This window comes from Saccharibacillus sp. CPCC 101409, assembly GCF_030518235.1.
GTDB lineage: Bacteria > Bacillota > Bacilli > Paenibacillales > Paenibacillaceae > Saccharibacillus.
In genome coordinates this window covers 43,536-69,241 of record NZ_JAULSA010000013.1, presented here as the reverse complement: position 1 = coordinate 69,241, position 25,706 = coordinate 43,536, and the positions used below count along the sequence as shown (strand labels likewise).

24 protein-coding genes are annotated in these 25,706 nt (G+C 58.2%); 2 read left to right on the top strand and 22 right to left on the bottom strand.

The genetic code is table 11. The features are described from left to right. Positions 1-84: 84 nt before the first annotated feature. The 6 genes from moaA to QWJ34_RS21510 are packed head-to-tail and all read right to left on the bottom strand — an operon-like array spanning position 85 to position 4,439. A complete protein-coding gene (gene moaA, locus QWJ34_RS21535; protein ID WP_302731045.1) occupies positions 85-1,101 on the bottom strand; it encodes a GTP 3',8-cyclase MoaA in 1,017 nt (338 codons plus the stop codon). 41 nt (positions 1,102-1,142) lie between these two features. Beyond that, the gene (locus tag QWJ34_RS21530; protein ID WP_302731043.1) at positions 1,143-1,763 is read right to left on the bottom strand and encodes a molybdenum cofactor guanylyltransferase; all 621 of its coding nucleotides are present in this window, start codon (positions 1,761-1,763) and stop codon (positions 1,143-1,145) included. Next, positions 1,760-1,993, bottom strand: a complete 234-nt coding sequence (gene moaD, locus QWJ34_RS21525; protein ID WP_302731041.1) for a molybdopterin converting factor subunit 1 — start codon at positions 1,991-1,993, stop codon at positions 1,760-1,762. The genes QWJ34_RS21530 and moaD overlap by 4 nt, the downstream gene beginning before the upstream one ends. A gap of 31 nt (positions 1,994-2,024) precedes the next feature. Continuing rightward, positions 2,025-2,483 (bottom strand): molybdenum cofactor biosynthesis protein MoaE, encoded by a 459-nt coding sequence (locus QWJ34_RS21520; RefSeq protein WP_302731040.1) that lies wholly within the window; start codon positions 2,481-2,483, stop codon positions 2,025-2,027. After that, the gene (gene mobB, locus QWJ34_RS21515; protein WP_302731038.1) at positions 2,470-3,165 is read right to left on the bottom strand and encodes a molybdopterin-guanine dinucleotide biosynthesis protein B; all 696 of its coding nucleotides are present in this window, start codon (positions 3,163-3,165) and stop codon (positions 2,470-2,472) included. The genes QWJ34_RS21520 and mobB overlap by 14 nt, the downstream gene beginning before the upstream one ends. After that, positions 3,153-4,439 (bottom strand): molybdopterin molybdotransferase MoeA, encoded by a 1,287-nt coding sequence (locus QWJ34_RS21510; RefSeq protein ID WP_302731037.1) that lies wholly within the window; start codon positions 4,437-4,439, stop codon positions 3,153-3,155. The genes mobB and QWJ34_RS21510 overlap by 13 nt, the downstream gene beginning before the upstream one ends. A gap of 84 nt (positions 4,440-4,523) precedes the next feature. Between QWJ34_RS21510 and moaC the strand changes: the two genes are divergently transcribed. Next, positions 4,524-5,015, top strand: a complete 492-nt coding sequence (gene moaC / locus QWJ34_RS21505) for a cyclic pyranopterin monophosphate synthase MoaC (protein WP_302731036.1) — start codon at positions 4,524-4,526, stop codon at positions 5,013-5,015. Between the two features lie 248 nt (positions 5,016-5,263). Here moaC and QWJ34_RS21500 read toward each other — a convergent pair whose 3' ends face one another. From QWJ34_RS21500 to QWJ34_RS21445, 12 genes are all read right to left on the bottom strand, one after another. Continuing rightward, positions 5,264-5,833 carry a MogA/MoaB family molybdenum cofactor biosynthesis protein gene (locus QWJ34_RS21500; RefSeq protein WP_302731034.1) on the bottom strand — a complete coding sequence of 190 codons (570 nt, stop codon included), beginning with the start codon at positions 5,831-5,833 and terminating at the stop codon, positions 5,264-5,266. Positions 5,834-5,882: 49 nt separating this feature from the next. After that, the gene (locus QWJ34_RS21495) at positions 5,883-6,926 is read right to left on the bottom strand and encodes a ThiF family adenylyltransferase (RefSeq protein ID WP_302731032.1); all 1,044 of its coding nucleotides are present in this window, start codon (positions 6,924-6,926) and stop codon (positions 5,883-5,885) included. 76 nt (positions 6,927-7,002) lie between these two features. Further along, positions 7,003-8,208, bottom strand: coding sequence for a nitrate/nitrite transporter (locus QWJ34_RS21490; RefSeq protein WP_302731031.1), 1,206 nt, complete (start codon positions 8,206-8,208; stop codon positions 7,003-7,005). 322 nt (positions 8,209-8,530) lie between these two features. After that, a complete protein-coding gene (locus QWJ34_RS21485; RefSeq protein WP_302731030.1) occupies positions 8,531-9,043 on the bottom strand; it encodes a hemerythrin domain-containing protein in 513 nt (170 codons plus the stop codon). 39 nt (positions 9,044-9,082) lie between these two features. Continuing rightward, a complete protein-coding gene (locus QWJ34_RS21480; protein ID WP_302731029.1) occupies positions 9,083-9,730 on the bottom strand; it encodes a response regulator in 648 nt (215 codons plus the stop codon). Between the two features lie 6 nt (positions 9,731-9,736). Further along, positions 9,737-10,801 (bottom strand): PAS domain-containing sensor histidine kinase, encoded by a 1,065-nt coding sequence (locus tag QWJ34_RS21475; protein ID WP_302731165.1) that lies wholly within the window; start codon positions 10,799-10,801, stop codon positions 9,737-9,739. A 2-nt stretch (positions 10,802-10,803) separates the two neighbouring features. Then, on the bottom strand, positions 10,804-11,262 hold the full coding sequence (locus tag QWJ34_RS21470; RefSeq protein ID WP_302731164.1) for a GAF domain-containing protein: 459 nt from the start codon (positions 11,260-11,262) through the stop codon (positions 10,804-10,806). Between the two features lie 51 nt (positions 11,263-11,313). Then, positions 11,314-12,000 (bottom strand): respiratory nitrate reductase subunit gamma, encoded by a 687-nt coding sequence (gene narI / locus QWJ34_RS21465; RefSeq protein WP_302731028.1) that lies wholly within the window; start codon positions 11,998-12,000, stop codon positions 11,314-11,316. Further along, positions 11,997-12,563: a nitrate reductase molybdenum cofactor assembly chaperone gene (gene narJ, locus QWJ34_RS21460; RefSeq protein ID WP_302731027.1), complete on the bottom strand. Its 567-nt coding sequence runs from the start codon at positions 12,561-12,563 to the stop codon at positions 11,997-11,999. The genes narI and narJ overlap by 4 nt, the downstream gene beginning before the upstream one ends. Then, a complete protein-coding gene (gene narH, locus QWJ34_RS21455; protein ID WP_302731026.1) occupies positions 12,556-14,133 on the bottom strand; it encodes a nitrate reductase subunit beta in 1,578 nt (525 codons plus the stop codon). The genes narJ and narH overlap by 8 nt, the downstream gene beginning before the upstream one ends. Beyond that, the gene (locus QWJ34_RS21450; protein WP_302731162.1) at positions 14,123-17,797 is read right to left on the bottom strand and encodes a nitrate reductase subunit alpha; all 3,675 of its coding nucleotides are present in this window, start codon (positions 17,795-17,797) and stop codon (positions 14,123-14,125) included. The genes narH and QWJ34_RS21450 overlap by 11 nt, the downstream gene beginning before the upstream one ends. 648 nt (positions 17,798-18,445) lie before the next feature. Further along, positions 18,446-18,919, bottom strand: coding sequence for a MerR family transcriptional regulator (locus tag QWJ34_RS21445; protein ID WP_302731024.1), 474 nt, complete (start codon positions 18,917-18,919; stop codon positions 18,446-18,448). Between the two features lie 75 nt (positions 18,920-18,994). Here QWJ34_RS21445 and QWJ34_RS21440 point away from each other — a divergent pair, with 75 nt between their 5' ends. Then, the gene (locus tag QWJ34_RS21440) at positions 18,995-19,876 is read left to right on the top strand and encodes an SDR family oxidoreductase (RefSeq protein ID WP_302731022.1); all 882 of its coding nucleotides are present in this window, start codon (positions 18,995-18,997) and stop codon (positions 19,874-19,876) included. Positions 19,877-19,980: 104 nt separating this feature from the next. On the opposite strand, the gene QWJ34_RS21435 is transcribed toward QWJ34_RS21440, so the two are convergent. The 4 genes from QWJ34_RS21435 to QWJ34_RS21420 all read right to left on the bottom strand — a co-directional run bounded on the left by QWJ34_RS21435 (position 19,981) and on the right by QWJ34_RS21420 (position 25,660). Continuing rightward, complete coding sequence (locus QWJ34_RS21435; RefSeq protein WP_302731020.1) at positions 19,981-21,513, bottom strand: ABC transporter substrate-binding protein; 1,533 nt, start codon at positions 21,511-21,513, stop codon at positions 19,981-19,983. Between the two features lie 35 nt (positions 21,514-21,548). Next, positions 21,549-22,298 (bottom strand): response regulator transcription factor, encoded by a 750-nt coding sequence (locus QWJ34_RS21430; RefSeq protein ID WP_302731019.1) that lies wholly within the window; start codon positions 22,296-22,298, stop codon positions 21,549-21,551. Next, the gene (locus tag QWJ34_RS21425; protein ID WP_302731018.1) at positions 22,273-24,030 is read right to left on the bottom strand and encodes a sensor histidine kinase; all 1,758 of its coding nucleotides are present in this window, start codon (positions 24,028-24,030) and stop codon (positions 22,273-22,275) included. The genes QWJ34_RS21430 and QWJ34_RS21425 overlap by 26 nt, the downstream gene beginning before the upstream one ends. Before the next feature lie 142 nt (positions 24,031-24,172). Continuing rightward, complete coding sequence (locus QWJ34_RS21420) at positions 24,173-25,660, bottom strand: ABC transporter substrate-binding protein (protein WP_302731016.1); 1,488 nt, start codon at positions 25,658-25,660, stop codon at positions 24,173-24,175. Between the last annotated feature and the right edge of the window lie 46 nt (positions 25,661-25,706).

The window sequence follows — 25,706 nt, the reverse complement described above, 5'->3', positions numbered from 1 at the left end:
TTTTCATTCCAATCGAATCTACCTTTCAGGTTTACATCAAACCGTTTCTCGACAATCTAATTTTCAGGCTGTATCTATTCTCAATCATCCGCCGATATACGACATATTGATCTTTTTCCGATTTTTGGCCGTCTGTTCGGTGCGCTCGTCGGAATAACGGTCCGCGCGGCGCTCCCACACGTCGATGATGGCGTCGAGAATTTCTGCGTCCGAAGCTCCGCCGCGCAGCAGCGCCCGGAGATCGAAGCCTTTCGATGCGAACAAACAGGTATAGAAAATGCCGTTGGAAGACAGTCTCGCTCTTGTGCAGGAGGAGCAGAACGATTCCGATACCGACGTGATAAAGCCGACTTCGGACTGTGTGTTTTTGTACCGGTAGCGCGAAGCGACTTCGCCGAAATAATCCGGTTCTACGGGTTCCAGCTCGTAAACGGCCCGCAGACGTTCGTAGATTTCTTTTTTGGTGACGACTTTCTTGAAACTCCAGCCGTTGTCGTTGCCCACATCCATAAATTCGATAAAACGCAGGGTGATACCCCGTTCTTTGAAATAAGCGGCCATCGGCAGAATTTCCGCATCGTTGACGCCTTTTTGCACCACCATGTTTACTTTGACCTCGAAGCCCGTTTCAAGAGCCGTATCGATCTGCTTCAGGATTTGGCCCGATTCGATGCCCCGGCCGTTCAACCGCCCGAACAATTCGGGGTCCAGCGCGTCCAGACTGACGTTCAGGCGCCGGAGTCCCGCGTCATGCAGCGGCTGCGCCTGGGCGCCGAGCAGCAGGCCGTTGGTCGTCAGGCCCACGTCTTCCACGCCTTCCACCCGCAGGATGCGCGATACGAGATCGGGCATGCCGCGTCGCAGCAAAGGTTCCCCACCGGTCAGCCGGATTTTCTTCACCCCGATCGAAGCGAACAGTGTGGTCAGCCGCTCGATTTCCTCGAAAGTCAGCAGCTCCCCCTTCGGCATAAATTCATAGTCGTCGCCGAAGATTTCTTTGGGCATGCAGTACGAACAGCGAAAATTGCAGCGGTCCGTGACGGATATGCGCAGATCGCGAATCGGCCGATTGAGCCGGTCGTGCGGCGTTTGGATCGTCATGCTCTTGTCTCCTTTCCGCAAAAATCGTTTATTTCCATCGTTTATTCCCGCGGTGTATTGAAATTGCGAAAAACGCGCTCGTCCGTATGGATCAGTCCGGCATCGAGCCACTGCGTGTTCAGCTCCGACAGCAGCTTCATGACGCCGAGCCGGTCGCCGAGAATTCGGTCTTCCAACAGATCGGACAGATCGCGCCGCCAGACGCTGAGCAGCGGAATATCCGCTTCCGCGCCGCGTACGGCTGCAACGTCCGCGTGCTCGAAGTCTTCGGCCAGTTCGTCCAGCCGCCGGATCTGCTCCGGCCCGACCAGCGGCATATCGCACGGCATCACCAGGTAGCGGCCGCCGGGGCGGCGGCGCATCGCCGTGCAGATGCCGGCCAGCGGCCCTTTGCCGGCGATATGCGGCAGATCGGGAAGCACCTCCAGCTCCGGCGGAAAGCGGTCCGCCAGATCAGCGCTCGCCGCGACGACGATGCCGCCGCAGACCGCTCCGAGCGCATCCAGCGCGCGCTCGTAGAACATGCGGCCGTCCGGCCCGTCCAGCCGGGCGAACGCCTTGGGCGAGCCGAAACGGCGCGACAGGCCGCCCGCGAGCAGGATGGCGGTCGTGGTGCGTCCGCGCGGCGCGTCACCCGCGCTGTCGAAACGGCGCTGCGTCATCCGCCGCTGACCGGCGGAATCAGCGCCGCCGTATCGCCTTGCCGCAGCACGTCTTCGGGCAGCGCGTATTCTTCATTAACCGCAACGCGCACCGCATCCAGCGGCAGATGCGGATATTTGCCGCCGATCCATTCCAGCAGCTCGCCCACGGTGCGGCCGTCAAGCTCGGCCTGTTCCTGCGGGACTCCCGCCGCCTCGCGCAGTCCGGCGAAATAAAAGATCGTAATCATAAGCGTTCCCCTCCGCCATGCGTTTTCTTTTTTATTCGTTTGCGCCGGAATCGGCCGCCGGGACATCCGGCTTTTTGCGCTGGTCCCCGATCCATTCCGTCCCGTCTTCCCAGATTTCTTTTTTCCAGATCGGCACGAGTTCCTTGATCCGTTCGATCGCGTATTCGTTCGCTTCGTAAGCGTCTTTGCGGTGAGGCGACGAAACGGCGATCACGACCGCGATCTCGCCGATCGCAAGTTCCCCGATCCGGTGGGCGATCGACGCGCGCGTGCCCGGCCACTTTGCTTCCATTTCTTCGCCGATCTGCCTCAGCGTCTTCTCGGCCATCGGCACATAAGCTTCGTAAGCCAGATACAGCGTCCGGACTCCCTTCGTCCATTCGCGCACATGGCCGGTAAACAGCGTAACCGCGCCCGCCTCCGGACGCAGCACGTAATCCGCGTATTTCTGCGGATCGATCGGCTCCGTTACGATCTCATAAGCTTTCATCGCTTTCTCCTTCCAGCCAGTTCGCAAACCAGTCCGCGACGGCTTCGTCTTCTTCGCGGGCCAGCACCGGAGCACCGCCGCGCGGCAGCCGCGCCGCCAGTTCCCGGCCGGCTGCCGCAACCAGCCGGATATTCGCCAGGCCGCGCAGCCCGGGCCAGTCTTCTTCGGAGCGGACCAGCACGATCTTGTCGTGCCGCTCTTCCTTGAAGCCCTCGATCAGAATCAGATCGGGACGCGCGTAAGCCGCGCTCAGCGAGATCAGCGCGGCGAGCTCGCCGCCCGCTTCGCCGGCCTGGCGGCCCTGCAGCAGCACGATGCCGCCGCCGCTCACAAGCGAGCTCGCGGCGCCCGCTTCGAAGAAGCGGGACGCATCGGTGCCTGCCGGCGGAAGATCGGGCGCTCCGCCGTGCCCGTGGTGCTTGATCGCGGACGCCCGAAGTCCGCGCGCCGCGGCCAGCCGCAGCAGCTTTTCGGTCAGCGTCGTTTTGCCGCTGTTCTTAAAGCCTACAACCTGGAGCAGGCGCGGCACGGAGGCTCCTTCGACGCCTTGTTTCGCCTGCGGGGCGACGTCTACGCGCGGCGACAATGCTTGTTCGTTCTGCGCCGCGGACAGCGGCTTCCCGGAACGATCCGGATCGCGCGGAGACAAGTCGTTCGCCGCCGCCCCGTTCACAGCGTCCACTCCGCCGAGCCTTCCTCCATGCCGGGCAGCAGCACGTCGACGATGTCGCCCGTTTGGAATCCGCGCGTGCCGCCCGGCAGTACAAGCAGCGCGTTGGCCCGCCCGATCGACGAGACGGCGTTGGATTTATTGAAGCCGGCGGGACGAACGGATTCTCCGTCGTACACCGCCCGGATAAATCTTGCAAACGGATTGGCTTTGGCAAAGTCTTCGGCCAGCTTCGCGCGCGTATGAAGCGGATACACCCGCTGCGCGCCCATCATACGCAGCAGCGCCGGGCGGGCAAACAGCTCGAAGCCGGTATAGCAGGCCGACGGATTGCCGGACAGGCCGAACAAATACCGGCCGTCCAAGGCGGCAACCGTTGTTACGCTGCCGGGACGCATCGCGACTTTGTTGAACAATACGGTCGCGCCGAGCCGCTCGTATACGGCGGGCAGCAGATCGAAATCGCCCACCGACACGCCGCCGGTCGTAATCAGGCAGTCGCATTCGTTCAGCGCCCGCCGGACCGTGTCCAGCATATCGTCCAGCCGGTCGGCCGCCGCCGCGTACATCCGGGCGGATATGCCCATTCGCCGCAGCTGGGCGGCGATCATCGGGCCGTTGCTGTTGCGGATCTTGCCAGGCTCAAGCGGGACTCCGGCTTCCAGCAGTTCCGTGCCGGTAGCCAGCACGCCGACTACCGGCAGCTTCGCAACTTCGACCCGGTTGCAGCCGAACGTCGCCAGCAGCGCGACCGTTCCGGGATGGACCAGACTTCCGGCAGGCAGCACTTCTTCGCCCTGCCGCATGTCTTCGCCCCGGAACGAGACGTTCTCCCCGGGAGTAAACGCTTTGCGGATCGTGAAGGAAACGCCTATCGTTTTGCCGTTCACTCCGCCGGTTTGTTCCGGCGCGCCGGCCGCCTGCGTCTGCTCCAGCATCGCGACGGCGTCCGCGCCTTCGGGCAGCTGGGCGCCGGTCATGATCCGGACCGCTTCGTTCGGTCCGATGATTTTGCCCGAGACGGCGCCGGCGCCGATATGATCGACGACGGTAAAAGCGACCCGGTTGTCGCCCGACGCGCCGGCCGAATCTTCGGCCCGGATCGCGAAGCCGTCGTACGGCGAACGGTCGAACGACGGAACGTCGTGGACCGCGAGCAGCGGCTGCGCAAGGATGCGGCCGTAAGCTTCTTCCAGCGGAACAATCTCGCTGCCGAGGCGGCGCGCTTCCGCCTGCACCCGTTCAATCGCTTCGCTTACGGGAATGGGATTTCTGATTTCGACCATTTTGAGAGGAACTCCTTTTCTGGTGATCTGCTTGGTATACATGGTATACTTTCTTTATCTTGAACCCACGAAGGGATGATCGCTGTGTCCGAATTGACCCATTTTAACGAACAGGGACGCGCCCGTATGGTCGACGTTTCGGAGAAAAACGAAACGGTGCGCACCGCCCGCGCGGCGACTTCCGTGCGTGTGAACGAAGTCATCTACCGCCAGATCCGCGAGGGAGGCAACAAAAAAGGCGATGTGCTTGCCGTCGCCCAGGTCGCGGGGATCATGGCCGCCAAGAATACGGCGCAGATTATTCCGATGTGCCACCCGCTGATGCTCAGCGGCGTCGATATCGAATTCGAATGGAAGGTCGACGAAGAGTCTTCCTCTTACGAAGTGTTCCTGTACGCCACGGTGCGGACCAAAGGACCGACCGGCGTAGAGATGGAAGCTTTGACCGCCGCCAGCGCCGCGGCGCTGACGATCTACGATATGTGCAAAGCCGCCGGCAAGGATATGGTGATCGGGCCGACGATGCTGCTGGAGAAAACCGGCGGCAAATCCGGCGATTATTCGCGGGAGGGTTGAGCGGAATATTGCAAAAATGCATCATTTTTATCGAAAAAGAGACGATACAGCCGATAATGTTGCGAACCTGCATCATTTTCGGCTTTTTTTCACTCTAAAAGTCGAAATACACAAAAAATGATGCGGATATGCAATATTTGTTGCTCTTCAAAGTGTTTTCTTTGAAAATGATGCCGATATGCAACATTTGTTGCATTTCTTCGCACGCTCACTCTCGCGCCGCTCTTTTTTTGCATGAATATTCAGGTTTAAAGATGCTTCGTCAGCTCGTGCACGATATGCCGGATTTCCGGCAGGATGATGCGTTTCATCGCCAGCGTCACGGCGCCGGTGGAACCCGGCAGGACGAACAGCGCTTTGTCCTTGGCGGAACCGGCGGCGGCGCGGCTGAGCACGGCCTTGGTGCCGACATCCTCGGCAAAGCTCAGATAACGGAACAATTCGCCGAAGCCGGCGATCTCTTTCTCGAACAAGGGCCGGACGGCTTCGAGCGTGACGTCGCGCTTGGCGATCCCGGTGCCGCCGGTCGTGACGACGGCGTCGATCTCGGGACGCAGCAGCCAGCCCGCGACGATGGAGTAGATCGCTTCCGAATCGTCCACGCAGATCGCATATTCCGCGATCTCAAGCCCGTCTTCTTCCGCCAGCTCCAGGATCGCGCGGCCGCTGCGGTCCGTTTCTTTGGTGCGCGTATCGCTGATCGTCAGCACGGCCAGCCGGATATTGGCGCCGACCCCGATTGGCGCCTGGTCTTCTTCCGCTCGCAGCGCGGCTTCCGATACGTGAATCTCCGGCGCGCCCGCAGCATTTTCTTTCATCCTTTCCGCCTCCTCGTCTCATCCGTCGCTGTTCTCTTTCTCTTTATCTTTACCCAAACAGCTTCCGGTGCAGCCTGCGTCCTTCGTCCACGCTTCCCGTGCCGTGGATCAGCAGCCGACCGTTGCCGAACAGGATAAACCGCGCGCCGAGCGCGTGGAATTGTACGAAATGCGGCGTGCGTTTGATGTCTTCGCCCATCCGGCGGCCGATCCGCTCGGCATCGTCCAGCGTTACCGGGCGCGCGGGATCGGGCAGCACCTGCACCGTATCGCGTCCGCACAGCGCGGCGTAAGCCGGGCGCGCGGTGCGCACCAGCGCGGGATAGACCGGGACCGGACCGCAGGACGGACAATCCGCCCGGCGGATGCGCGAAACCCCGATATCCATCTGGGTTCCGCTCCACAGATCGAAATGATGCACTTTGCTTCGCAGCGCTTCGCGGTTTCCGCTCAGCCATTTCAGCGCTTCCGCGCATTGGATAGCCGCGGTCATCTGCACCGCCGGGCCGATAATACCGGCCGTGTCGCAGGTGTCGCTGGCCGACGGCAGCGCCGGCAGCAGACAGCGGAAGCAGGCCGAGCGGCCCGGCACGAACGGAAACACGGTGCCCGAAGCGCCGACGCACGCGCCGTAGATCCAGGGAATTCCCGCTTCCAGCGCGGCGTCGTTGATCAGCAGCCGCGTTTCGAAATTGTCGGTCGCGTCCATCACAAGCGAGCAGCGCGACGCAAGGTCGCGCATCAGAGGCGCATCCAGATCGTCCAGAACCGTATGCAGCTTCAAGTCGGAACGAATCTCCAGCAGACGCCGCTCGGCCGCTTTGACTTTCGGCGTCATGCTTTTTGCGTCGCTTTCCGTAAACAGCTGCTGGCGCTGCAAATTGGACCATTCCACATAGTCGCGGTCCACCAGATGCAGCTCGCCCACGCCCGCGCGCGTCAGCGTCTCGGCGATCGCCGAACCGAGCGCGCCGCAGCCGATCACGGCCACGGACGCCGATCCCAGCTCGATCTGCCCGCTTTTTCCGATCGGACGGAACAGAACCTGGCGCGAATAACGGTCGCTTTGCGGTGTATCCGGCGATGGTTGCACGGTTCGATTCCTCCTTTTGCATACGAAGCCGTCCGGTTGCCCGGACGGCCGTTTGCTTGATTATTGCTTGCTTGATTTATTTCTTCATCATTTTCGATTGAGCCGGGGAACCCGTCTGCCGTCCGAGCGAATCGGCCAGCATCTTATCCTGGTAATACAGCCAGAATACCAGCACCATGCTCGCTAGCGCCACCTGCGACAGCAGCATGAAGCCGATCGAATATTGTCCGGTCGCTCCGTGGATCGCGGCCAGCATGATCGGCGGGAAGAAACCGCCCAGGCCGCCCATCATGGATACGATGCCATTGGCGATGCCCGCCTGCTGCTGGAAGTAGAACGGCACCAGTTTGAAAATAATGCCGTTGCCGAGGCCCGCGCTGAATGCGATGGCCAGGCAGCCGATCGTGTAAGGCGTAAGCGACGGCGAGAAGGCCAGCAGAATCGCGGCGATCGTATAGATGGCGAACGTGCCGCCCAGCAGGATCAGCGGCTTGAAGCGGTCGGCGAGCCATCCGCCCACCGGACGGAAGAAAGTCGCCACGGCGATAAATCCGGCCGTTCTCATGCCGGCGTCCACTTTTTCCAATCCGAAGTTCGTTACCAGGAAGTTCGGCAGGTACACGGTAAACGCGACGAACGAACCGAAGGTAATGAAGTAAAACAGCGAAACCATCCACAGCTTCGGATTCTTGTAGATGCCTTTGATTTGTTCGACGATCGGCGTTTTCACTTTGACTTCGCGGCGGTCGCCGAGCAGGAAGTTCAACACGATAAAGACGGCCAGCAGAATCAGATACGACTTAACCGCGGTCTGCCAGCCGAATTGGGTCGCGATCAGCGGAGCGCCGAACGTACTGAGCGCCGTACCGATATTGCCCATGCCGTACATCCCGTTGACAAAGCCGTGCTTTTGCGCCGGATAGTACTTCGGCAGCGACGTCACGCCGACCGAGAATACCGCTCCGCCGACCCCCAGGAACAGTCCGCCGATAATCAGCGCCGTCATGGATTGGGCTACGCTGATATAATACACGGGAAACAGCAGAAGCACAAAGCTGAACAGGAAAATGAGCCGCGCGCCGATAATGTTGGCATAGTAGCCGAGCGGAATGCGCAGGACCGAACCGAGCACGACCGGAATCGCCGTTACGATCGCCAGGCGGTCGGCCGGAATGGCAATGTCTTCTTTGATAAAGGGCATCAGGGAAGAAATGATGACCCAGACCATAAACCCGACGGTCAGATTCAGGGTTTGGAGCGGGAGCTGGAATTTTTTGATCATTGGCACGCACCTTTTCGACAGTTATTCGTCCGGCCCGCGGCGCATATTCAAGCGCGGCTCGTCCGCTTTCCCTTAAGGATGAACGAACTTTTTGCGCCTGCGCCCGCCAGACCGGCCTACTGTCCTCATTTTAGCGGTCTTCCCTACCGCCGGCATATAGGGGAGTCCCCTCTCCCGAAGAGGGTAAACCCTGAAAAGCAGGGTCTTCCCCCGCCAAAAGCGCACACAATCGTCACAAATGAAAAACGACTCCGTTTCTGCCGCCAAAGGCGGAGATCGCAGTCGTTTTACGTTTGCGTTTCCGGTGATGCCAAATCTTTTATTACACGATCATCGTATTCATGTTCTCGTACAATTTACGCATCTGCTTGGGCAGAATCCGCTCTTCGGCCATCGGGAACAGCACCGTTTCTTCCTTGAAGCGGTTGACGGTCAGCACCTCGAACGCTTCGCCGGCATCCCGGGCCGCTTTGCGGATCGCTTCAAGCGAGAATTCTTCGGGATCTCCCTCCGTATGGTGCAGGAAGTGTCCGATATACGCCTCGATTTCCCTGTGTTCTTCCTCGATACCGACGAGCGGCCCCTGTTCGAAGCCGATATAACCGCCGAGTACGGGGAAAAAGTGTGCTTCTTCCTTATCCGTATGCTTCTTCAGCGGCAGGCTGAACCGTTCCAGCTTCTCGCGCAGCGTCGACATCACGATACGCGCGGTGCGCAGATCGGTTTCTTCTTCGAGCATAAGCACCAGCTCGTGCCATTCTTCGGCCAGGTAAGCCAGATACCGGTGCTCGTTCTCCAGCAAGCGCGTCGCCGGTTTGTCGAATGTCAGTTCCATCGCGATCTTCCTTTCTCCGCCTCTTTGCGCGCCGGACGTCTAGAATTCCAGCAGCTTTTTGCGCAGCGCGTATTCCACCAGCTCCGGCCGGCTTTTAAGCTGCAGCTTTTCCATGATCTTGGCTTTGTGCGCTTCGACGGTCTTGACGGAGATAAACAGCTTTTCCGCCACTTCCTTGTTGCCGTAGCCTTTGGCGATCAGCGGCAGAATCTCCAGCTCGCGCTTCGAGAGCAGCTCGAACGGATCTTCGGAGCCGGCCGATTTGTCGTTCTTGATGAACTCGCGTACGAGCGAAGTCGCCATTTTGGGATGAATATACGTGCCGCCCGCATGCACGGTCCGAATCGCCAGCAGCAGTTCTTCGTCCGGGGCGTTTTTGAGCACATAGCCGGAAGCGCCGCTTTTTAAAATGTGAAACAGATATTCCTCGTCGTCGTGCATGGTGAGGATCAGAATCTTCGTATCGGGATAATCTTCTTTGATCTTGCCCGTTGCGATCAGTCCGCTCTCGCCCGGCGGCATGCTCAGATCCATGACCAGAATATCCGGCCGGTTCTTGGCGACCGCCGCATAAGCTTCGATCCCGTCGGCCGCGGTGGCGATCACTTCCATATCCGGCTGAAAATTCAGGATCATGGAGAAGCCGCTGCGGACAATCGCATGGTCGTCCGCGATGACAATTTTCATCCGTTCTTACTCTCCTTCCTGCAAGCAGGGCACCGGGATTTGAACCAGTACCCGCGTTCCCTGGCCCGGCTCGGAATGGACGCTCAGCGTTCCGCCGGCCAGTTCCGCCCGCTCGCGCATCCCGTACAGGCCAAGCCCGGTTCCGATCGGATCGGAGCCCTGTTCGAATCCTTCTCCGCCATCTTCGACATCGAGCCGGATCGCGCCTTTCTCCTCGTACAGCCGCACGTTTACAACATCCACCTGCGCGTATTTCAACGCATTGAGGACAGCTTCCTGGCAGATCCGGTAGAGCACGGTTTCGATATCGCTGTCGTAGCGTTTGCGGTCCAGGTTCGACTGGAACTCGACCACCAGCCCGTAGCTCTGCTCGATGCGTTTAAAATGCGAACGAAAAGCCGCTTCCAGTCCGAAGTCGTCGAGCGAAGCCGGGCGCAGCTCCACCGACAAATTGCGGATATCGTCCATCAGCCGGGTCATCGACGCTTCGGTCTGCTTGACTTTCTTGAGCAGCGTTTCGTCGTCCGTCATATATTTGAGCACGCGAAGGTCGACCACCGCGCTCATCAGTTCCTGAGCCACGCTGTCGTGCAGCTCGCGCGACAAACGTTTGCGTTCGTTTTCCTGCGCTTCGATCACATGCTTCATCATATTGTTCCGGTGCAGCCGCTCCTGAACGCGCAGCTGCGGCGTCAGGTCGCGGAGCATGAACACACGCGTTCCGTTCTCGGGATCGACGGTGTGGAAAGAACCGGCATAAGGCACGACGCCTTTGCCTTTGGTCTCCAGATAGACTTGAAAAGACGTCTGCTCTTCGGATTCGGGAAGCTGGAGATAGCAGTCCAGGCAGGTCCGCTGCTCCGTATCGCTGGTATAACCGCGGCAGGTGCCGCACAGCGCGTCTTCCCGCCCCTGGTACATCTTGAGCAGCACGTCTTCCGTCACAATCTCTTCGGCCGCGGGATTCATGGCCAGCGCTCTTCCTTCCTTATCGAAAAAAAAGATCGCTTCCTTGCTGTTCTCGAACAGCTTGACCATCAGCGGATTAAGCTGCTTGATTTCCGAAGGCATCTTCACCGCTGCATCACTTCCCTGCCGTCCAGCTCGCCCATTCCCTGCCGCGCCGCCCGGTTCAAGCTGTACATCAGCTCGGGAGTCATTCTGCCTTCCTGCCGGAATCCGCCCAGCAGCACGCCCGCCACCCGCGCTTCGTTCCAGATCGGCACCGCGCCCAGACTTTCCAGCTTCTCGGACTGTACGATCGGATAATTGAACAGGCTGTCAGCGCCTACGTAATCCCGGACAGAAGGGATAAAGACCGGCTTGCCGGTCTTGAATACGATGCCCGCAATGCCTTTGCCGGACTTGAGGACGATGCGGCGAAAACGTTCATTACGGTTGCCCGCGGCATATTTCCACTTGATTACGTACTGATGCTCGGCCGGCTCGACAAGAGCCAGCGCGATGAAGTCGTAACCGAACGTTTCGCGTATCCCGTCGAGTTCCCGTTGATAATTGGCGCTGTTGTTCATCATCGTTCGCATCTCCTTGCGAAAGCGGAAAAGCGGGCACCGCCCGCTCCCTTAATTGGATTTGTGTCTTCTATAAAGGATATAACTTCTGCCCACATAATTCAACGGAACGCTCCATACGTGAACCAGACGGGTAAACGGCCAGAATGCGAAGATCGCAAAACCGGTCAGCGCGTGGATCTTGAACGAAAGCGGCACATTGTGCATCAAAGACGCGTCCGGACGAAGCATGAACAATCCGCGGAACCAGATGGAAATCGATTCGCGGTAGTCGAAGTCGGGACGCACGGCGTTCGTAAACAGCGTGGCGTACATGCCCATAAATACGATAAACAGCAGCAGCACGTTGACGACCAGGTCGGAAGCCGAGCTCAGACGGCGCACGTTGCGGATCGTAAAGCGGCGCGCGGTCAGCAGGAACATGCCGATCAGCGTCATGGCCCCGAACACGCCCCCGATGTAGACGGCGCCGATATGGTAGATGTGCTCGCTGACGCCCATCGCGGTCATCCACGATTTCGGAATCAGCAGTCCGGCGACGTGGCCGCCCGCGACTGGGATGATCCCGAGGTGGAACAGCAGGCTGCCGAACATCAGCTGCTTTTTCTCGATAAATTCACTCGATTTCGCCGTCCAGTTGAACTGGTCGGTGCGATAGCGGAAGATATGCCCGACGACAAAAACCATCATGCAGGCGTACGGGAAGATTACCCATAGAAATTGATCGAACATAGTCATGGATTCACGGTCTCCTGTTCTATGCAGGCTCTGAGAGTCCGGCGCAGTCCCTGCACCAGATAACGGTAAGGACTGTTCATCTTCTCGAGCGCCGCAAGCAAATGATACGTGCCGTCTTCGAAAACGCCGAAGAGCAGGCGGAAATTCTCCGGGGCTTTGCGTTCCTTCATCCATTCGGCGGCATAAAGGAATTCGCACATCAGCGGCAGATAATCCGGCAGCTCGCCTTCCGGCATTTCCAGACCGAACATCTCATACAGGATTTTCAGCCGCAGCAGCATCTGGCCGCGTTCTTTGGCGTCTTCGAATTTGAAGTACGTCATGTAGAGCGCGCAATCTTTTTGAAAATCGAACGTCTCGGTGTACATCTCCCGAATCTCGTCCAGGCTTCGCTCGTGCATGTCCGCCCAGTAAGCCCGAACGTCGCTCAGCGCCGGATGATCTTCGGTAAACGATTCTTCCAGGAACAGCGGATGAAAATTCAGCTTGTCCGGGTACAGCAGCTGATTGGCGAAGAACCCGAAAGAATTCTTGTAATCGTAGAGCTTCGCAATATCAATCACGCCAGATCCCTCCGTAGAAGTTTTCTTCGTAAGCTTCTTTCCCGGTCTTGGCCGGCATCTCCGCGCCCATCATGGTCGCCGGTCCGCAGCCGTCGCAGCCGCCGTCGGTTCCCATATTGCCCAGAATGTCGCCGAAGCCCGCGGAACCCTGGGCCCGGTACGGATTCACATAACCTTCGCGGTGCGAGGTCGGAATCACGAAGCGGTCTTCGTACTTGGCGATCGCAAGCAGACGGTACATGCTTTCCGTCTGGCGCGGCGTCAGGCCGACGCGCTCCAGGCGGCTGTTGTCGAATTCTTTACCCGTCGTTTTGGCTCTCATGTATGAACGCATCATCGCCATGCGCTGAAGCGCTTCTTTGACGGTTACGGTATCGCCGGCCGTGAGCATGTTCGCCAGGTACTGGATCGGCGTGCGCATTTCTTCGATCGCCGGGAAGATCATATCCGGGTTCTCGATCGAGTCGCGGCCTTCGAAATAGTTCATGATCGGGCTGAGCGGCGGCACGTACCAGACCATCGGCAGCGTCCGGTATTCCGGATGCAGCGGGAACGCCAGCTTGTGCTCGATCGCCAGTTTGTACACCGGCGAGTTCTGCGCGCCTTCGATCCAGTCTTCGGAAATGCCGTCTTTGCGGGCCTGCGCGATCACCGCCGGATCGTTCGGGTCCAGAAACAGATCGCACTGCGCTTTATACAGGTCTTTCTCGTCCGGCGTGGAAGCCGCTTCGTATACGCGGTCCGCGTCGTAGAGCAGCACGCCGAGATAACGGATACGGCCCGTGCACGTTTCGGAGCAGACGGTCGGAAGACCGGCTTCGATCCGTGGGAAACAGAACGTGCATTTCTCGGCTTTGTTGGTCTGCCAGTTGAAGTACACTTTCTTGTACGGGCAGCCGGTCATGCAGTAGCGCCAGCCGCGGCAGGCTTCCTGGTCGACCAGCACGATGCCGTCTTCTTCGCGCTTGTACATCGCGCCCGACGGGCACGACGCGACGCAGCTCGGATTGAGACAGTGCTCGCACAGCCGCGGCAGATAGATCATAAACGCTTGTTCGAAGTTGAATTTGATCTCTTCCTCGATCTTCTGGATATTCGGGTCGAGCGGGCCGGTAACGTGCGCGCCGGCCAGATCGTCCTCCCAGTTCGGACCCCATTCGAGATCCATTTTTTCGCCGGTGACCGCGGAATGAGCGCGGGCGACCGGGGAATGCTCCTGATCTTTGGCGTTGGTCAAGTTCTCGTAGTTGTACGTCCACGGCTCGTAGTAATCTTTCATTTCCGGCATGTCCGGGTTGTAGAAAATCTTGCCGAGCGCGATCTTGGACAGCTTGTTGCCGGATTTCAGCTCCAGCTTGCCTTTGCGCAGCTGCCAGCCGCCTTTATACAGTTCCTGGTCTTCCCAGCGCTTCGGATATCCGATGCCCGGCTTCGTCTCGACGTTGTTGAACCACATGTACTCCGCGCCTTTGCGGTTGGTCCAGGTGGTCTTGCACGTTACGCTGCACGTATGACAGCCGATACATTTGTCGAGGTTCATGACCATTGCGATTTGCGCTTTAATTTTCAAGCCAGTTAACCTCCTTCATCTTGCGGACCGCCACGTAAACGTCGCGTTGGTTCCCGATCGGCCCGTAGTAGTTGAAGCCGTAGCTGAGCTGTGCATAGCCGCCGACCATCTGCGTCGGCTTCAGGTGAATCCGCGTCGGCGCGTTGTGGCTGCCGCCGCGCGTATCGGTAATCTCGGAGCCCGGCACTTGAATATGCTTGTCCTGGGCGTGGTACATAAACATCGTGCCCCGCGGCATCCGGTGGCTGACAACAGCCCGAGCCGTCACGACGCCGTTGCGGTTGTACACTTCGAGCCAGTCGTTGTCGTTGATATCGTGCGCCAGCGCGTCTTCGTTGTTGATCCATACCGTGGGACCGCCGCGGAACAGCGTCAGCATGTGCTGATTATCCTGGTAAGTCGAGTGAATATTCCATTTGCCGTGCGGCGTCAGGTAGCGCAGCACCAGCGTATCCATGCCGCCTTTCACTTCGCGGTCGCGCGGTCCGAACACCATCGGCGGCAGCGTCGGCTTGTACACCGGCAGCGCTTCGCCGTACTGCATAAAGATCTCGTGGTCGAGATAGAAATGCTGGCGTCCCGTCAGCGTCCGGAACGGAACGAGACGTTCGATATTCGTCGTAAACGGCGAGTAGCGGCGGCCTTTCTTGTTCGAGCCGCTGAATACCGGCGTCGGGATGACTTCGCGCGGCTGCGACGTGATGCTCTGGAACGTGATGCGTTCCGCGGCGCGGTCGGCCGAGATGTCTTTCAGTTCGACGCCGTGATCGTGTTCGGCGGATTCGTAGGCTTTCTGCGAGACGCGGCCGTTGGTCGCCGACGACAGATGCAGGATCGCGTCCGCCGCGTGGCGGGCGGAATCGAGCTTCGGCAGTCCGTCCTTGATCGATTCGTCGTAGTACACGCCGTTGAGCTGCTTGAGTTCTTCATATTCTTCGGCGACGGAGAAGCTTACGCCGTGCGCGCCGGTCTTGCCGATCGCAAGATTAGGGCCGAGCGACGTGTATTTGTCGAAAATCTTGGTATAATCGCGCTCCACGATGCTGAAGTTCGGCATCGTCTTGCCCGGAACCGCTTCGACCTCGCCTTTGGACCAGTCTTTGACCAGTCCCATCGGCTGGGAGATTTCGCCCACGGAATCGTGGCCGAGCGGCGCGGTTACCAGGTCCTTGTATACGCCCGGCAGATAATCTTTCGCCATGTCGGAGAACACTTCCGACAAACGGCGGTAGATATCCCAGTCCGAACGCGATTCCCACAGCGGGTTGACCGCAGGGTTGAACGGATGCACGAACGGGTGCATATCGGTCGAAGACAGGTCGGTCTTCTCGTACCAGGTCGCGGCGGGCAGTACGATATCCGCGAACAGCGGAGTCGTCGTCATCCGGAAATCGAGCGCGACCATCAAGTCGAGCTTGCCTTCGACGTCTTCGCGCCATACGATCTCTTCCGGCTTCTGTTCTTCGTTCGGCTTGGCGAGCAGCGCGTCGGACGCGCCGAGCAGATGCTTCATGAAGTATTCCTGGCCTTTGGCCGAACTGGAGATCAGGTTCGAACGCCAGATAAACAGTGAACGCGGGAAGTTCTCGGGAGCGCCCGGATCTTCGACGGCGAAGCGGGTTTCGCCGCTGCGCACTTCGTCGACCGCGCGCTTGACGATCTCTTCGTTCGTTTTCTTGCCTTCGCGGCCCGCTTCTTCGGCGAACAGCAGACTGTTCTTGTTGAACTGCGGATACGACGGCAGCCAGCCCAGACGGGCGGCCAGTACGTTGTAGTCCGCCGGATGGCGGTAAGTCACGTCGCCGCCGGTCGGCGATTTCAGCGAATCGGTGCCGCTTTCTTCATAGCGCCATTGTTCGGTCGCGAAGTAGAAGAACGACGTCGCGTTTTGCAGCCGCGCCGGTCCCTGCCAGTCTTTGGCGAACGCGAGTGTCGACCAGCCTTCGATCGGACGGCATTTCTCCTGGCCGACATAGTGCGCCCAGCCGCCGCCGTTGACGCCCTGCGACGCCGTCAGCACGACGAGGTTCAGGATCGAACGGTAGATCGTGTCGCTGTTGAACCAGTGGTTGATGCCGGCGCCCATGATAATCATGGAGCGGCCGCCGGTGTCGAGCGAGTTCTGCGCGAATTCGCGCGCGATCTGCGTGACGACCGAAGCTTTGACGCTGGTGACTTTCTCCTGCCAGGCCGGCGTGTAAAACGATTCCGCGTCGTCGTAGCCTTTGGCGTTATACGGGCTGTCCGTGCGGACGACGCCGTACTGGCTCATCATCAAATCGTAAACGGTCGAGGCGTATCTTACGGTACCGTCGGCCAACTGGATCTTTTTGGCCGGAATAACGCGTTTGAACGTGCCGTTGCCGCCGTTGTCGAAGAACGGGAATGCGATCTCCAGCCATTCTTCGCCCTGGCCTTCCACGGACAAAGCCGGTTCGACTTTGGTGCCGTCTTCGCGTTCCAGGATCAGGTTCCATTTCTTGCCCTGTTCCCAGCGCTGGCCGAGCGTGCCGTTCGGCACGAGCATTTCGTTCGCCGCTTCGTCGTAGATGACCGGTTTCCAGTCGGAATGCTCGTCGGCGGCGCCGAGATCGCTCGAACGCAGGAAGCGTCCGCCTTTCCATACGTCTTCGTGCGGATCGAGCAGGATCATAAACGGCATATCCGTATACTGCTTGGCATAATCGAGGAACATCGGTTCCCGGCGCTGCTGATAGAACTCGTCCAGGATGACGTGCGTCATCGCCTGCGCAACCGCGGCGTCGGTGCCTGGATGCGGCGCGAGCCAGTTGTCGGCGAACTTGACGTTCTCGGCAAGGTCAGGCGCGACGGATACGACTTTGGTGCCTTTGTAACGCACTTCGGTCATAAAGTGGGCGTCCGGCGTCCGCGTCAGCGGCACGTTGGAACCCCACATCATCAGGTAGCCGGCGTTGTACCAGTCGGAAGACTCCGGCACGTCCGTCTGCTCGCCCCAGATCTGCGGCGAAGCCGGCGGAAGATCGGCGTACCAGTCGTAGAAGCTCAGCATTTGTCCGCCCAGCAGCGAGATAAAGCGCGCGCCGGAAGCGTAGCTGACCATCGACATGGCCGGGATCGGCGTAAAGCCGGCGATGCGGTCCGGTCCGTATTTGCGGATGGTGTAAATGAGCTGGGCCGCGATCAAACGCAGCGCGTCGTCCCAGCCTACGCGGATATGGCCGCCTTTGCCGCGCGCTTTCTTGTACTGGTCGGCTTTGGCCGGATTCTCCACGATGCTCGCCCAGGCTTCGATTGGGTCGCCGTGCTCGTTCAGGGCCGCTTCCCACAACCGCCAGAGTTTGCCCCGCATATACGGATATTTCACGCGCAGAGGACTGTATTCGTACCAGGAGAACGTCGCGCCCCGCGGACAGCCGCGCGGTTCGAATTCCGGCATGTCGGCTCCGCAGGACGGATAGTCGATCTGCTGGTTCTCCCAGGTGATGATGCCGTTCTTGACGAAGACTTTCCAGCTGCAGGAGCCGGTGCAGTTTACGCCGTGCGTCGTGCGTACGACTTTATCGTGGGACCACCGTTGACGGTAGACGTTTTCCCACTCTCTATTTTTTTCTTCGAGGACCGACCAATTATCGGAATAGCTCTCGACGGGTTTGAAAAAGTTCAGGCTGAACTTGCGCTGCAGCGTGCTTTTTTTCATTGGATGATCCACACTCCTTTTCGATTACTTTTTATTATGAAAGATCGCGGAAGGGGTTCCCATTAGGGAATGTCCTAAAGGTTGTGGGGAAATCCCTGAAAGGGGAAAAGCCCTTCTGCAAAGAAGGGCTTGGGGTGTCGAGAAGTTCCTGTTCGTAGGGAAGCCTTAAAGGCTGCGGGAGAAATTCGTTTCGGTCGCGTGTTGAAATCGGGAAGAAGGATTAGACTTATATGGTGTCTTCCCGATTTCAAAGGCGAACGCTATCGCTCCTACACTGAATTTCTCCCTCCGCTAAACGGCTACTTTACTGACAGGACTTTCTCGACACAAAAAGCCCTTCGATATCGAAGGGCTGGGTGGAAGAGCGGTGGCAAGAAAGGCCGAGCCGCCTTTCTTAAATGTTAAATGCGTAATTCCCTTTTATAGCTGCTCCCTGTTGTAATCGAAATTGTTGACGTTAAGGCAGCATTTATCGAAAAAATCCGGAAAACGAGCTAAATTGTTGACTCTATGCGCACATTTTGGCGCGGAAATCGGCAAAAACAACGATTTGGCCGTCAAATTCGTTCCAAAAGTCAACATTCAGCCGTCAAGCTTCTTTTTTCGCCGAAAATGTTGACCAAATGCATACAATCAGCGGTTCGATTCGGCGTTGTAGAGCTTCGAGGCGAATTGCAAACGGTCTGCCTCGGTTACTTGGATTTCCGACTGTTCCATTTTTCTGAAGAATGCAATCTTGTCGTCGATCTTGTTCAAGGATTCCTGCAGCTCCTTCATCTGCTCCAGCACTTTTTCGCGGTAGTTCTCCATAAATTCGCGGCGCGCGGCGGCGCTGGAGCCTTTGCCGTCTTTGGGGATATTGAACTGTTTGATCTCGCGGACCGGGAGGCCGATCCGCCGGAAGTATTTGATGACATGGAACCAGACGACGTCGGACGCCGAATAGACGCGGTATCCGTTCTCGTCGCGCTGGATGCCGTCGATCAATCCTTCCTGTTCGTAATAACGCAGGGTGTGCACGCTGAGTCCGGTTTCTTCCGACACTTGTTTGCTCGAAAATTGATTGTCCATAACCGGATCATACCACGAAATATTTCCGCTTGCCATAGAGTGCGCTCTATAGTCTATTCTAGGGTTGTGAATCTCAATCAAACCGAAATTATCGGGCCTGGAGGAAACAATATGCGAGTATTCGTTACGGGAGCAACAGGATTTATCGGTTCGGCGGTTGTGCGCGAACTGCTGGAAGCGGGACATCGGGTGGTCGGTCTGGCCCGCTCGGACAGCGGCGCGCAGGCTTTGACGGACGCGGGCGCCGAGGTGCGCCGGGGATCGCTGGAAGACCTGGAAAGCCTGCGGCAGGGAGCCGAGGAAGCGGACGGCGTGATCCATCTGGCTTATATCCACGACTTCTCGGATATGCAGGCGGCCACCCGGGCCGACCGGCTGGCGACGGAGGCGATCGGAGCCGCGCTGGAAGGAACGAACAAACCGTTCGTGCTGACTTCCGGGCTGCTTATGCTTGCGACGGGACGTCTCGCTACGGAAGACGATCTGGCTGTCGGCTCGGGCCGTTACGCCGAGACGGCCGTGGACGAACTGGCCGGACGCGGTATTCGCGCGTCGGTCGTGCGGCTGTCGCCGACCGTGCACGGCGAGCACGACCACGGCTTTGTGCGCGCGCTGGTCGGCATCGCGCAAAACAAAGGCTTCGCCGCCTATGTGGGCGACGGTTCCAACCATTGGCCGGCCGTGCATCGGCTGGATGCGGCCGCGTTGTTCCGCCTGGCGCTGGAATCCGCGCCGGCCGGTTCGCGGCTGCACGGCGCCGCCGAGCAGGGCGTGCCTTTCCGCGAGATCGCCGAAGCGATCGGCCGCGGCCTGAATCTTCCGGTGCGCTCGATCGCGCCGGAAGATTCGCCGGCCCATTTCGGCTGGATGAACTTTGCCGCGCCGGTCGATACTCTGGCGTCGAACGACAAGACGCGGCAGCTGCTGAATTGGGAGCCGCAGCGGCAGGGGCTGCTTGAAGATCTCGCAGCGGGTTATTATTTCAGAGATTAAACTTCGTATTCTCTGATTTTCGGTACATCTTTCGGCACGCCGGCACGACAAAAAAAGCGGTCCGCAGCGGGAACTCCCGTTTGCGAACCGCTTTTTTGTGCAATTTACAGCCCCCGGCTGCGTTCGGCGCGCCATTCGTCCAGCTGCTTCTGCACTTCCGCCTTCACTTCGTCGATCCCCGCGCGCCTCAGTTCTTCGTTGAACTTGGGCAGCTCGGTCTCGACGTCCAGGCTGCCGGTCATCAGGCCGGGATAATACTTGTCCCATACCATCTCGATATTTTCCCGCTGGATCGGCATATGGGACAGGTCGGGCGTGAATCCGAGCAGACCCGACTTCACGGCCATGCTGTTCGATTCGCGGAACTGCTCCCATTTGTCCGGCGGGTCGGGCACGTCTCCGCCCATCGTTTTGAGAATGAACCAGTTGCCCTGCGTATACTGCACGCCCGCGTAATCCGGCGGCGCTCCGGCGCTCGCTTCCGAGTCCTCCGGCCGGATCGGAACGACCTGACCGCTCTCGTCCAGGTTGTAGTGCACGCCTTCGATCCCGTAATTGAACAGGTTGCGAATCTCGGGATCGGTGTTCAGCGCGTTGAGAAACTTCATGCACTCCACGGGATGCTGGGTATCCGCGCTGACGGCCATGATTCCGCCCCGGACCGATTCGGTCGTGACCAGCACCGGCGTAACGGGATGGGCGTCCACTTTGTACCCGCGGTCCTTGCTCCAGCTGCTTTCCGAGAGCGGCCCGCCTCCGGCGGCTTTCCAGAACACTTTTTCGCCGCGCTTCAATCCCTGGCTTTCCCGCAGGGCGGCGTCTTCGTTGATATAGCCGGCCTGATAGTAGCGTCTGAGCGTATTCAATACTTTTTTCGCTTCGCCCGTTTCGAAAATATTCACGACCGCAGCCTGCGAATCCTGGGACTGGGCCATCAGCGGAATCTTTTTGTCGACCACGTATTCGTATCCGTCCAGCGCGAAAAAGTTGTGCGAGTCTTTATCCAACTGCATCGGCTGATAAGACGGTTCTTTTTCCTTGATCGTTTTGAGCAGCGGCTCCAGCGACTCCAGCGTGTTGTACCGGGCAATCGGGATACCGTACTTGTTCACCAGTTCGTCCGGGTACATCCACTGCTCCCGCATCGCCAGTTCTTTGTTGGTCGGCACGCCGTAAATCCCTCCGTCGTTCATCGTCATGCCTTCCCAGAACACAGGGTCGATTCTCTCGGTCATTTCTTTACCCACGGTCGATAGATAATCGTTCAATCGCAGCAGGGCGCCCTGTTGAATATAGTGGGTATAGTCCGGCGTGTACGCGATATCGAAAGGCGTGCCCGCCGACACCATTGTATTCAATCGTCCTTCGTATTCCTGCCAGCCGACTTTGATATACGTGACGGTCACGCCGATCTTTGCGGCCAGTATTTCGTTGATTCTGTCGTTTACCAATTGCAGATCTTTGTCCGGCTCTCCGATTGTGTAGTAGATCAGGTTGACCGGCTTGTTGTCGGAAGCGCCCGTCTTCTCGCCGCCGCCCCACAGCGAACATCCCGTCAGCGACGCGGCTGCGGCAAGCAGGGACATGAAGCAAAAAAGAAGCCGGATCCGATTGCGGGTACGCGGCTGCCGCGGCATAATACGCTCCTTTCCGCTGGGACCAAGCACAGCTGTTATTTTCTCAAATCCGATGGCGACCTGCCGAAGAAACTGTGGAAATGCGTATAAAAATAGCTCAGGTTGGAATAGCCCACCGACGTGGCGATACTGGCGATTTTCTCGTCCGTGGACAAAATGCGCTCGCGCGCGCGAAGCATCCGGTACGCCATGACATATTCCGAGAACTTCATCTGCGTTTCTTTGAGAAAAATCTGTCCCAGATAAGTGCCGTTCATGCGAAACTGCTCGGCGACCATTTTCAGTGTAATATTCTGGGCGTATTCCGTCTTCACCATCAGCAGGATGTGGTTGATCAGCTTGGACAGGCTGTCGTAACGAACGCCCAGCACGGGATCGAGATTGACGTCGCTCGTCCCTTCCAGCGTCCCGTGCAGATCTTCGACAACGATCTTCTCGACCACTTCCTGCAGCCGGGATCGGTTGAGCGGTTTGAGCAGATAATCTTTCACCCCGCACCGGATCGCTTCCCTGGCATATTCGAACTCGCTGTAGCCGCTCATGATAATGTATTTGGTCGGAAGTCCCAGCATATTGAGCCGGGTAATCGCGTCGTAGCCCCGATCGGGACCGATACACACATCGAAGATCGCGACATCGGGATAAATAGCGGCGGCTTTGGACATGGCGTCCTCCACCGTCTCGCTCGTTTCGATACAGCCGAATCCGTATTTCTCCCAGTCGAGCATCCGTTTCATGCCCTCCAGAATTTGCGGTTCGTCATCCACAATCAGAAGCTTGTACATGCGACCGGGCCTCCTTCGGAATAATTGCGGAAATCTTTACGCCGGCTTCTTCGTTGTTTTCGATGCGCAGGACAAACCCTTCGCCGTAGAAAAAGTGCAGCCGGGTATTCACGTTGTGCAGACCGATACTCTGGACCGGAGCGTCGTCCCCGCGGCGCAGCGCTTCGCGGATCGTCGCGAGCTTCCCTTCGGCGATCCACTGCCCGTTGTCCACCACTTCGAGAATAAAATGTTCCTCCGACTCCCACCCGTTCACCACCAGCAGATTGAACTCGTTGCCGGGATTGAAGCCGTGCACGAAAAAGTTTTCGGCGAGCGGCTGCATCCAGAATTTTACCGTGGGCAGCGACAGCAGTTCTTCGTCCACGTTGAACTGGTAATAAAAGCGGTCCGGATATTTGAATTCCATAATTTTCAGATAGTCCTGGAGCAGGTCCAATTCTTTGCCAATCGTAATCACGTTCTCGTGCTTCACCATATTGCGGTACAGCGCCCCCAGCGTCGCAATCGCATCCGACGTATCGACGTCTTGATTGACCAGGGCTCTTGAACGGATCGCTTCGAGCGTATTGTACAGAAAATGGGGATTGATCTGGTTCTGGAGCGCCTTCATCTCGGTCTCCTGCTGCTTGAGCTTCAGCAAATATTCGGTCCGGATATATTTGTCCAGCTGGCGGATCATATCTTCCAGTTCGGTCGCGATGATGCCGTATTCGTTGCGCCGGTAGCGCGCGGGAGTCTCGACGGTGAAATTCGCCGTTTTGACCCGTCCGATCGAATCCATAATATGATGCAGGAAGTGGGCGTCGTCCCTCAAGTTGTAAACGATCAGCATCAGTACGCTTATGATAGCCGACAATACGACCAGAAACACGGTCAGCAGCACGCCCCAGCGGTCGCGGATCAGCGAGCCCAGGTCGACCAGGCCGACATACCGGTAATCGAGCTTGGTGGAAGAAAAAGAGATAAAGAAAACACCGTTCAGCCCGCCTGTGGACAGGTATCCTTGAGCTTTGCCGTTTGCCAGCGCCTGGCGCGCCAGCTCTTGAAGGCGGACGTCCGGCGCGCCGACTTTGTACGCGTCTCCGGAAGAACTGACGATTACCGCCTGCTTCACCCCATCCCCGCCGGCGTTTTTGAATAAACGGTCGCTGCCGACGAGAAAACGAAATTCGCCCAGCTGGCGCGAAATTTGTTTGGGATCGGACAGCTTTTTGCGATAAACGAATCCCCGCTCGATCGATTCCCGGAACGCTTCGTCCCCGTTGGACAGCAGGAACTTGAAATTCGCGTTGCCGTTGTCGTCGAAGCGGATCATATTCCCTCTCTGCTCCGTATGCAGGCTGACCTGGACGATGTCCCCCTGCCCGCCGCTGTACAGAAAAGACTCCATATCGTCGGGAAAAGACACAAGCGGCTGATCGTAACGGCTTCCTTCGAGCCTGGCGGCAAAGTACCCTTCGGCGCTGCTGCCCAGAAAACAGCGAACGTCGGTCATCAGCCCGCTGTTGGAGTAAATGCGCTGCATATAAGCTTCGATGCGGTCGGCATTGTATTGAAGCGTGTTCTCCAGCCGGACGAAGTCGCCGGACGCTTCCGTCCGAGCGTTGTCCACCCACTGGTACAACAGTATGGCGCAGGTAAGCAGGCCGATCGCCAGCCCGATAAACACGACGAATATCGTGTATGCAATAAATTTGCCGCGATAAATCTTCATCTGCAAAAAGGACAAGGTTCGACGCCTCCTTCGCCATATTCCCTATTGTAGCACCAGCGGGCGCCGTCTCATACGGCTGTATCGCGGACAAAGGGCCGCAACGCAGAAAAACTCGAACGGAAACTGAATTCCGTTCGAGTCCCGCAAGCTCGGCCGCTTATTTGAAATAAGCTTCGATTTGCTCCTGGGCGGCCTGCATGATCTTGTCCATGCCGGCGGCTTTCATTTCCGATTCCACTTTCGGCACGATCACTGCCGGGTCGGATGCGCCCGTGATCAATTCGGCTTTGTATTTTTCCCAAACGGCTTTGGTGTTGGCGACTTCGGTCGTCAGGCTGCTGATATCCAGCGCGAAGCCCAGCGTAGCCGAAGGCGTTGCTTCTTCGTTCAGCTTGCGGACCTGCTCCCATTGGTCTTCCGGAGCGCCTTTGGTTACGGCCAGATTGAAGAATGTGCCCTGCGTATAAGCGGCCAGCGGCCAGGTGTCGGATGTACGTTCGATCACTTTCTCGCCGTCCACGCTTTGATAGTCCACGCCCAGTTCGCCGAAAGCCAGCATGTTGCGCAGTTTGGCGTCCGTGTTGACGAGCTCCAGATATTTCAAAGCTTCGTTCTTATACTTGGAGTTCGCGGAAATCGCGTTCAGCGAGCCCTGGATCATGCTTGTCGTGTAGAGCGGGCCGAAGTTCTGCACCATATCGTACTTCTCTACGCCTTCGTTGATCTGGTAGCTGGTTTCGGCGCCCGGGAAAGCTTGCGCGCTGAAGAACGGACGGGCTTTCTCGGTTTCGCCCCGGGTCGGAGCGTCCGGGTTGATGATGCCGTCCTGGTACCATTTGTGCAGCTGATTCAGGTTATCCATGATATCCGGCTGGCTCAGCGTAAACACGACCTTGCGGGACGAGTCGTCGATCTTGACGCCGATCGGGGACAGACCCAGCGTCAGGTCGTCGTAGCCGTTGAACAGACCCGGGAATCCGTCGCCCTGGTTCAGGGATACCGGATAGAAGCTTTTGCCTTCGCCGGCTTTCATGTCGTGGAAAGGCTTGTCGAGATCCTGCAGCGTCTTCGCTTTGTCCAGATCGATGTTGTATTTCTGTACGTATTCGTCGTTGAATACCCAGTACTGGGTGAGCGACGAGTCTTTGTATGTCGGTACGGAGTAGATTTTGCCGCCGATCTTGGCGCCGTCCCAGACCGTTTCTGGGATGAATTTGTACAGATCCGGCGTTTCGCTTTGCACCAGGTCGGTCAGATCGGCAAATGCGCCCATCGATACCTGCTGGTTGTATTTGCCGCTGTTGGTGAACATCATGTCGAACGCTTCGCCGGTATTGACGATCGTGTTCATCTTGGTGTCCCAATCGGCCCAGTTTGCCACTCGGAGATCGATTTTTACGCCGATTTTCTCGGCTGTGTACTCGTTCATGGCCGCAATCGCTTTATCGAAGTTGTTCGGGAGCTGCCCGCCGATCGTCCACCAGACGAGAGTCGGAACTTCGCCCGAAGCTTTGGAACCGTCCGTGCCGGCGGTCGAAGAATCGCCCGATCCTTCCGATTTGGAGCCTCCGCTGCAGGCGGCCAGAGCCGACATCAGCAGCAGGGCCGTACAGAGCACGGACAAGAGCTTCCACGTTTTTTTCATACATCTTACCCCCAGTTCATATTTTTCAATGCCCCGGCGCACGGCG

Excerpts from the sequence above, each read along its gene's own strand:
- QWJ34_RS21435 (WP_302731020.1), bottom strand. The coding sequence starts at position 21,513 with ATGCCGCGGCAGCCGCGTACCCGCAATCGGATCCGGCTTCTTTTTTGC.
- QWJ34_RS21470 (WP_302731164.1), bottom strand. The coding sequence starts at position 11,262 with ATGAACAACAGCGCCAATTATCAACGGGAACTCGACGGGATACGCGAA.
- QWJ34_RS21510 (WP_302731037.1), bottom strand. The coding sequence starts at position 4,439 with ATGGTCGAAATCAGAAATCCCATTCCCGTAAGCGAAGCGATTGAACGG.
- QWJ34_RS21485 (WP_302731030.1), bottom strand. The coding sequence starts at position 9,043 with ATGGAACTGACATTCGACAAACCGGCGACGCGCTTGCTGGAGAACGAG.
- QWJ34_RS21475 (WP_302731165.1), bottom strand. The coding sequence starts at position 10,801 with ATGCCTTCGGAAATCAAGCAGCTTAATCCGCTGATGGTCAAGCTGTTC.
- QWJ34_RS21520 (WP_302731040.1), bottom strand. The coding sequence starts at position 2,483 with ATGAAAGCTTATGAGATCGTAACGGAGCCGATCGATCCGCAGAAATAC.
- moaD (WP_302731041.1), bottom strand. The coding sequence starts at position 1,993 with ATGATTACGATCTTTTATTTCGCCGGACTGCGCGAGGCGGCGGGAGTC.
- QWJ34_RS21430 (WP_302731019.1), bottom strand. The coding sequence starts at position 22,298 with ATGTACAAGCTTCTGATTGTGGATGACGAACCGCAAATTCTGGAGGGC.
- QWJ34_RS21490 (WP_302731031.1), bottom strand. The coding sequence starts at position 8,208 with ATGATCAAAAAATTCCAGCTCCCGCTCCAAACCCTGAATCTGACCGTC.
- QWJ34_RS21530 (WP_302731043.1), bottom strand. The coding sequence starts at position 1,763 with ATGACGCAGCGCCGTTTCGACAGCGCGGGTGACGCGCCGCGCGGACGC.
- QWJ34_RS21420 (WP_302731016.1), bottom strand. The coding sequence starts at position 25,660 with ATGAAAAAAACGTGGAAGCTCTTGTCCGTGCTCTGTACGGCCCTGCTG.
- QWJ34_RS21440 (WP_302731022.1), top strand. The coding sequence starts at position 18,995 with ATGCGAGTATTCGTTACGGGAGCAACAGGATTTATCGGTTCGGCGGTT.
- moaA (WP_302731045.1), bottom strand. The coding sequence starts at position 1,101 with ATGACGATCCAAACGCCGCACGACCGGCTCAATCGGCCGATTCGCGAT.
- QWJ34_RS21500 (WP_302731034.1), bottom strand. The coding sequence starts at position 5,833 with ATGAAAGAAAATGCTGCGGGCGCGCCGGAGATTCACGTATCGGAAGCC.
- QWJ34_RS21445 (WP_302731024.1), bottom strand. The coding sequence starts at position 18,919 with ATGGCAAGCGGAAATATTTCGTGGTATGATCCGGTTATGGACAATCAA.
- QWJ34_RS21480 (WP_302731029.1), bottom strand. The coding sequence starts at position 9,730 with ATGAAAATTGTCATCGCGGACGACCATGCGATTGTCCGCAGCGGCTTC.
- narI (WP_302731028.1), bottom strand. The coding sequence starts at position 12,000 with ATGACTATGTTCGATCAATTTCTATGGGTAATCTTCCCGTACGCCTGC.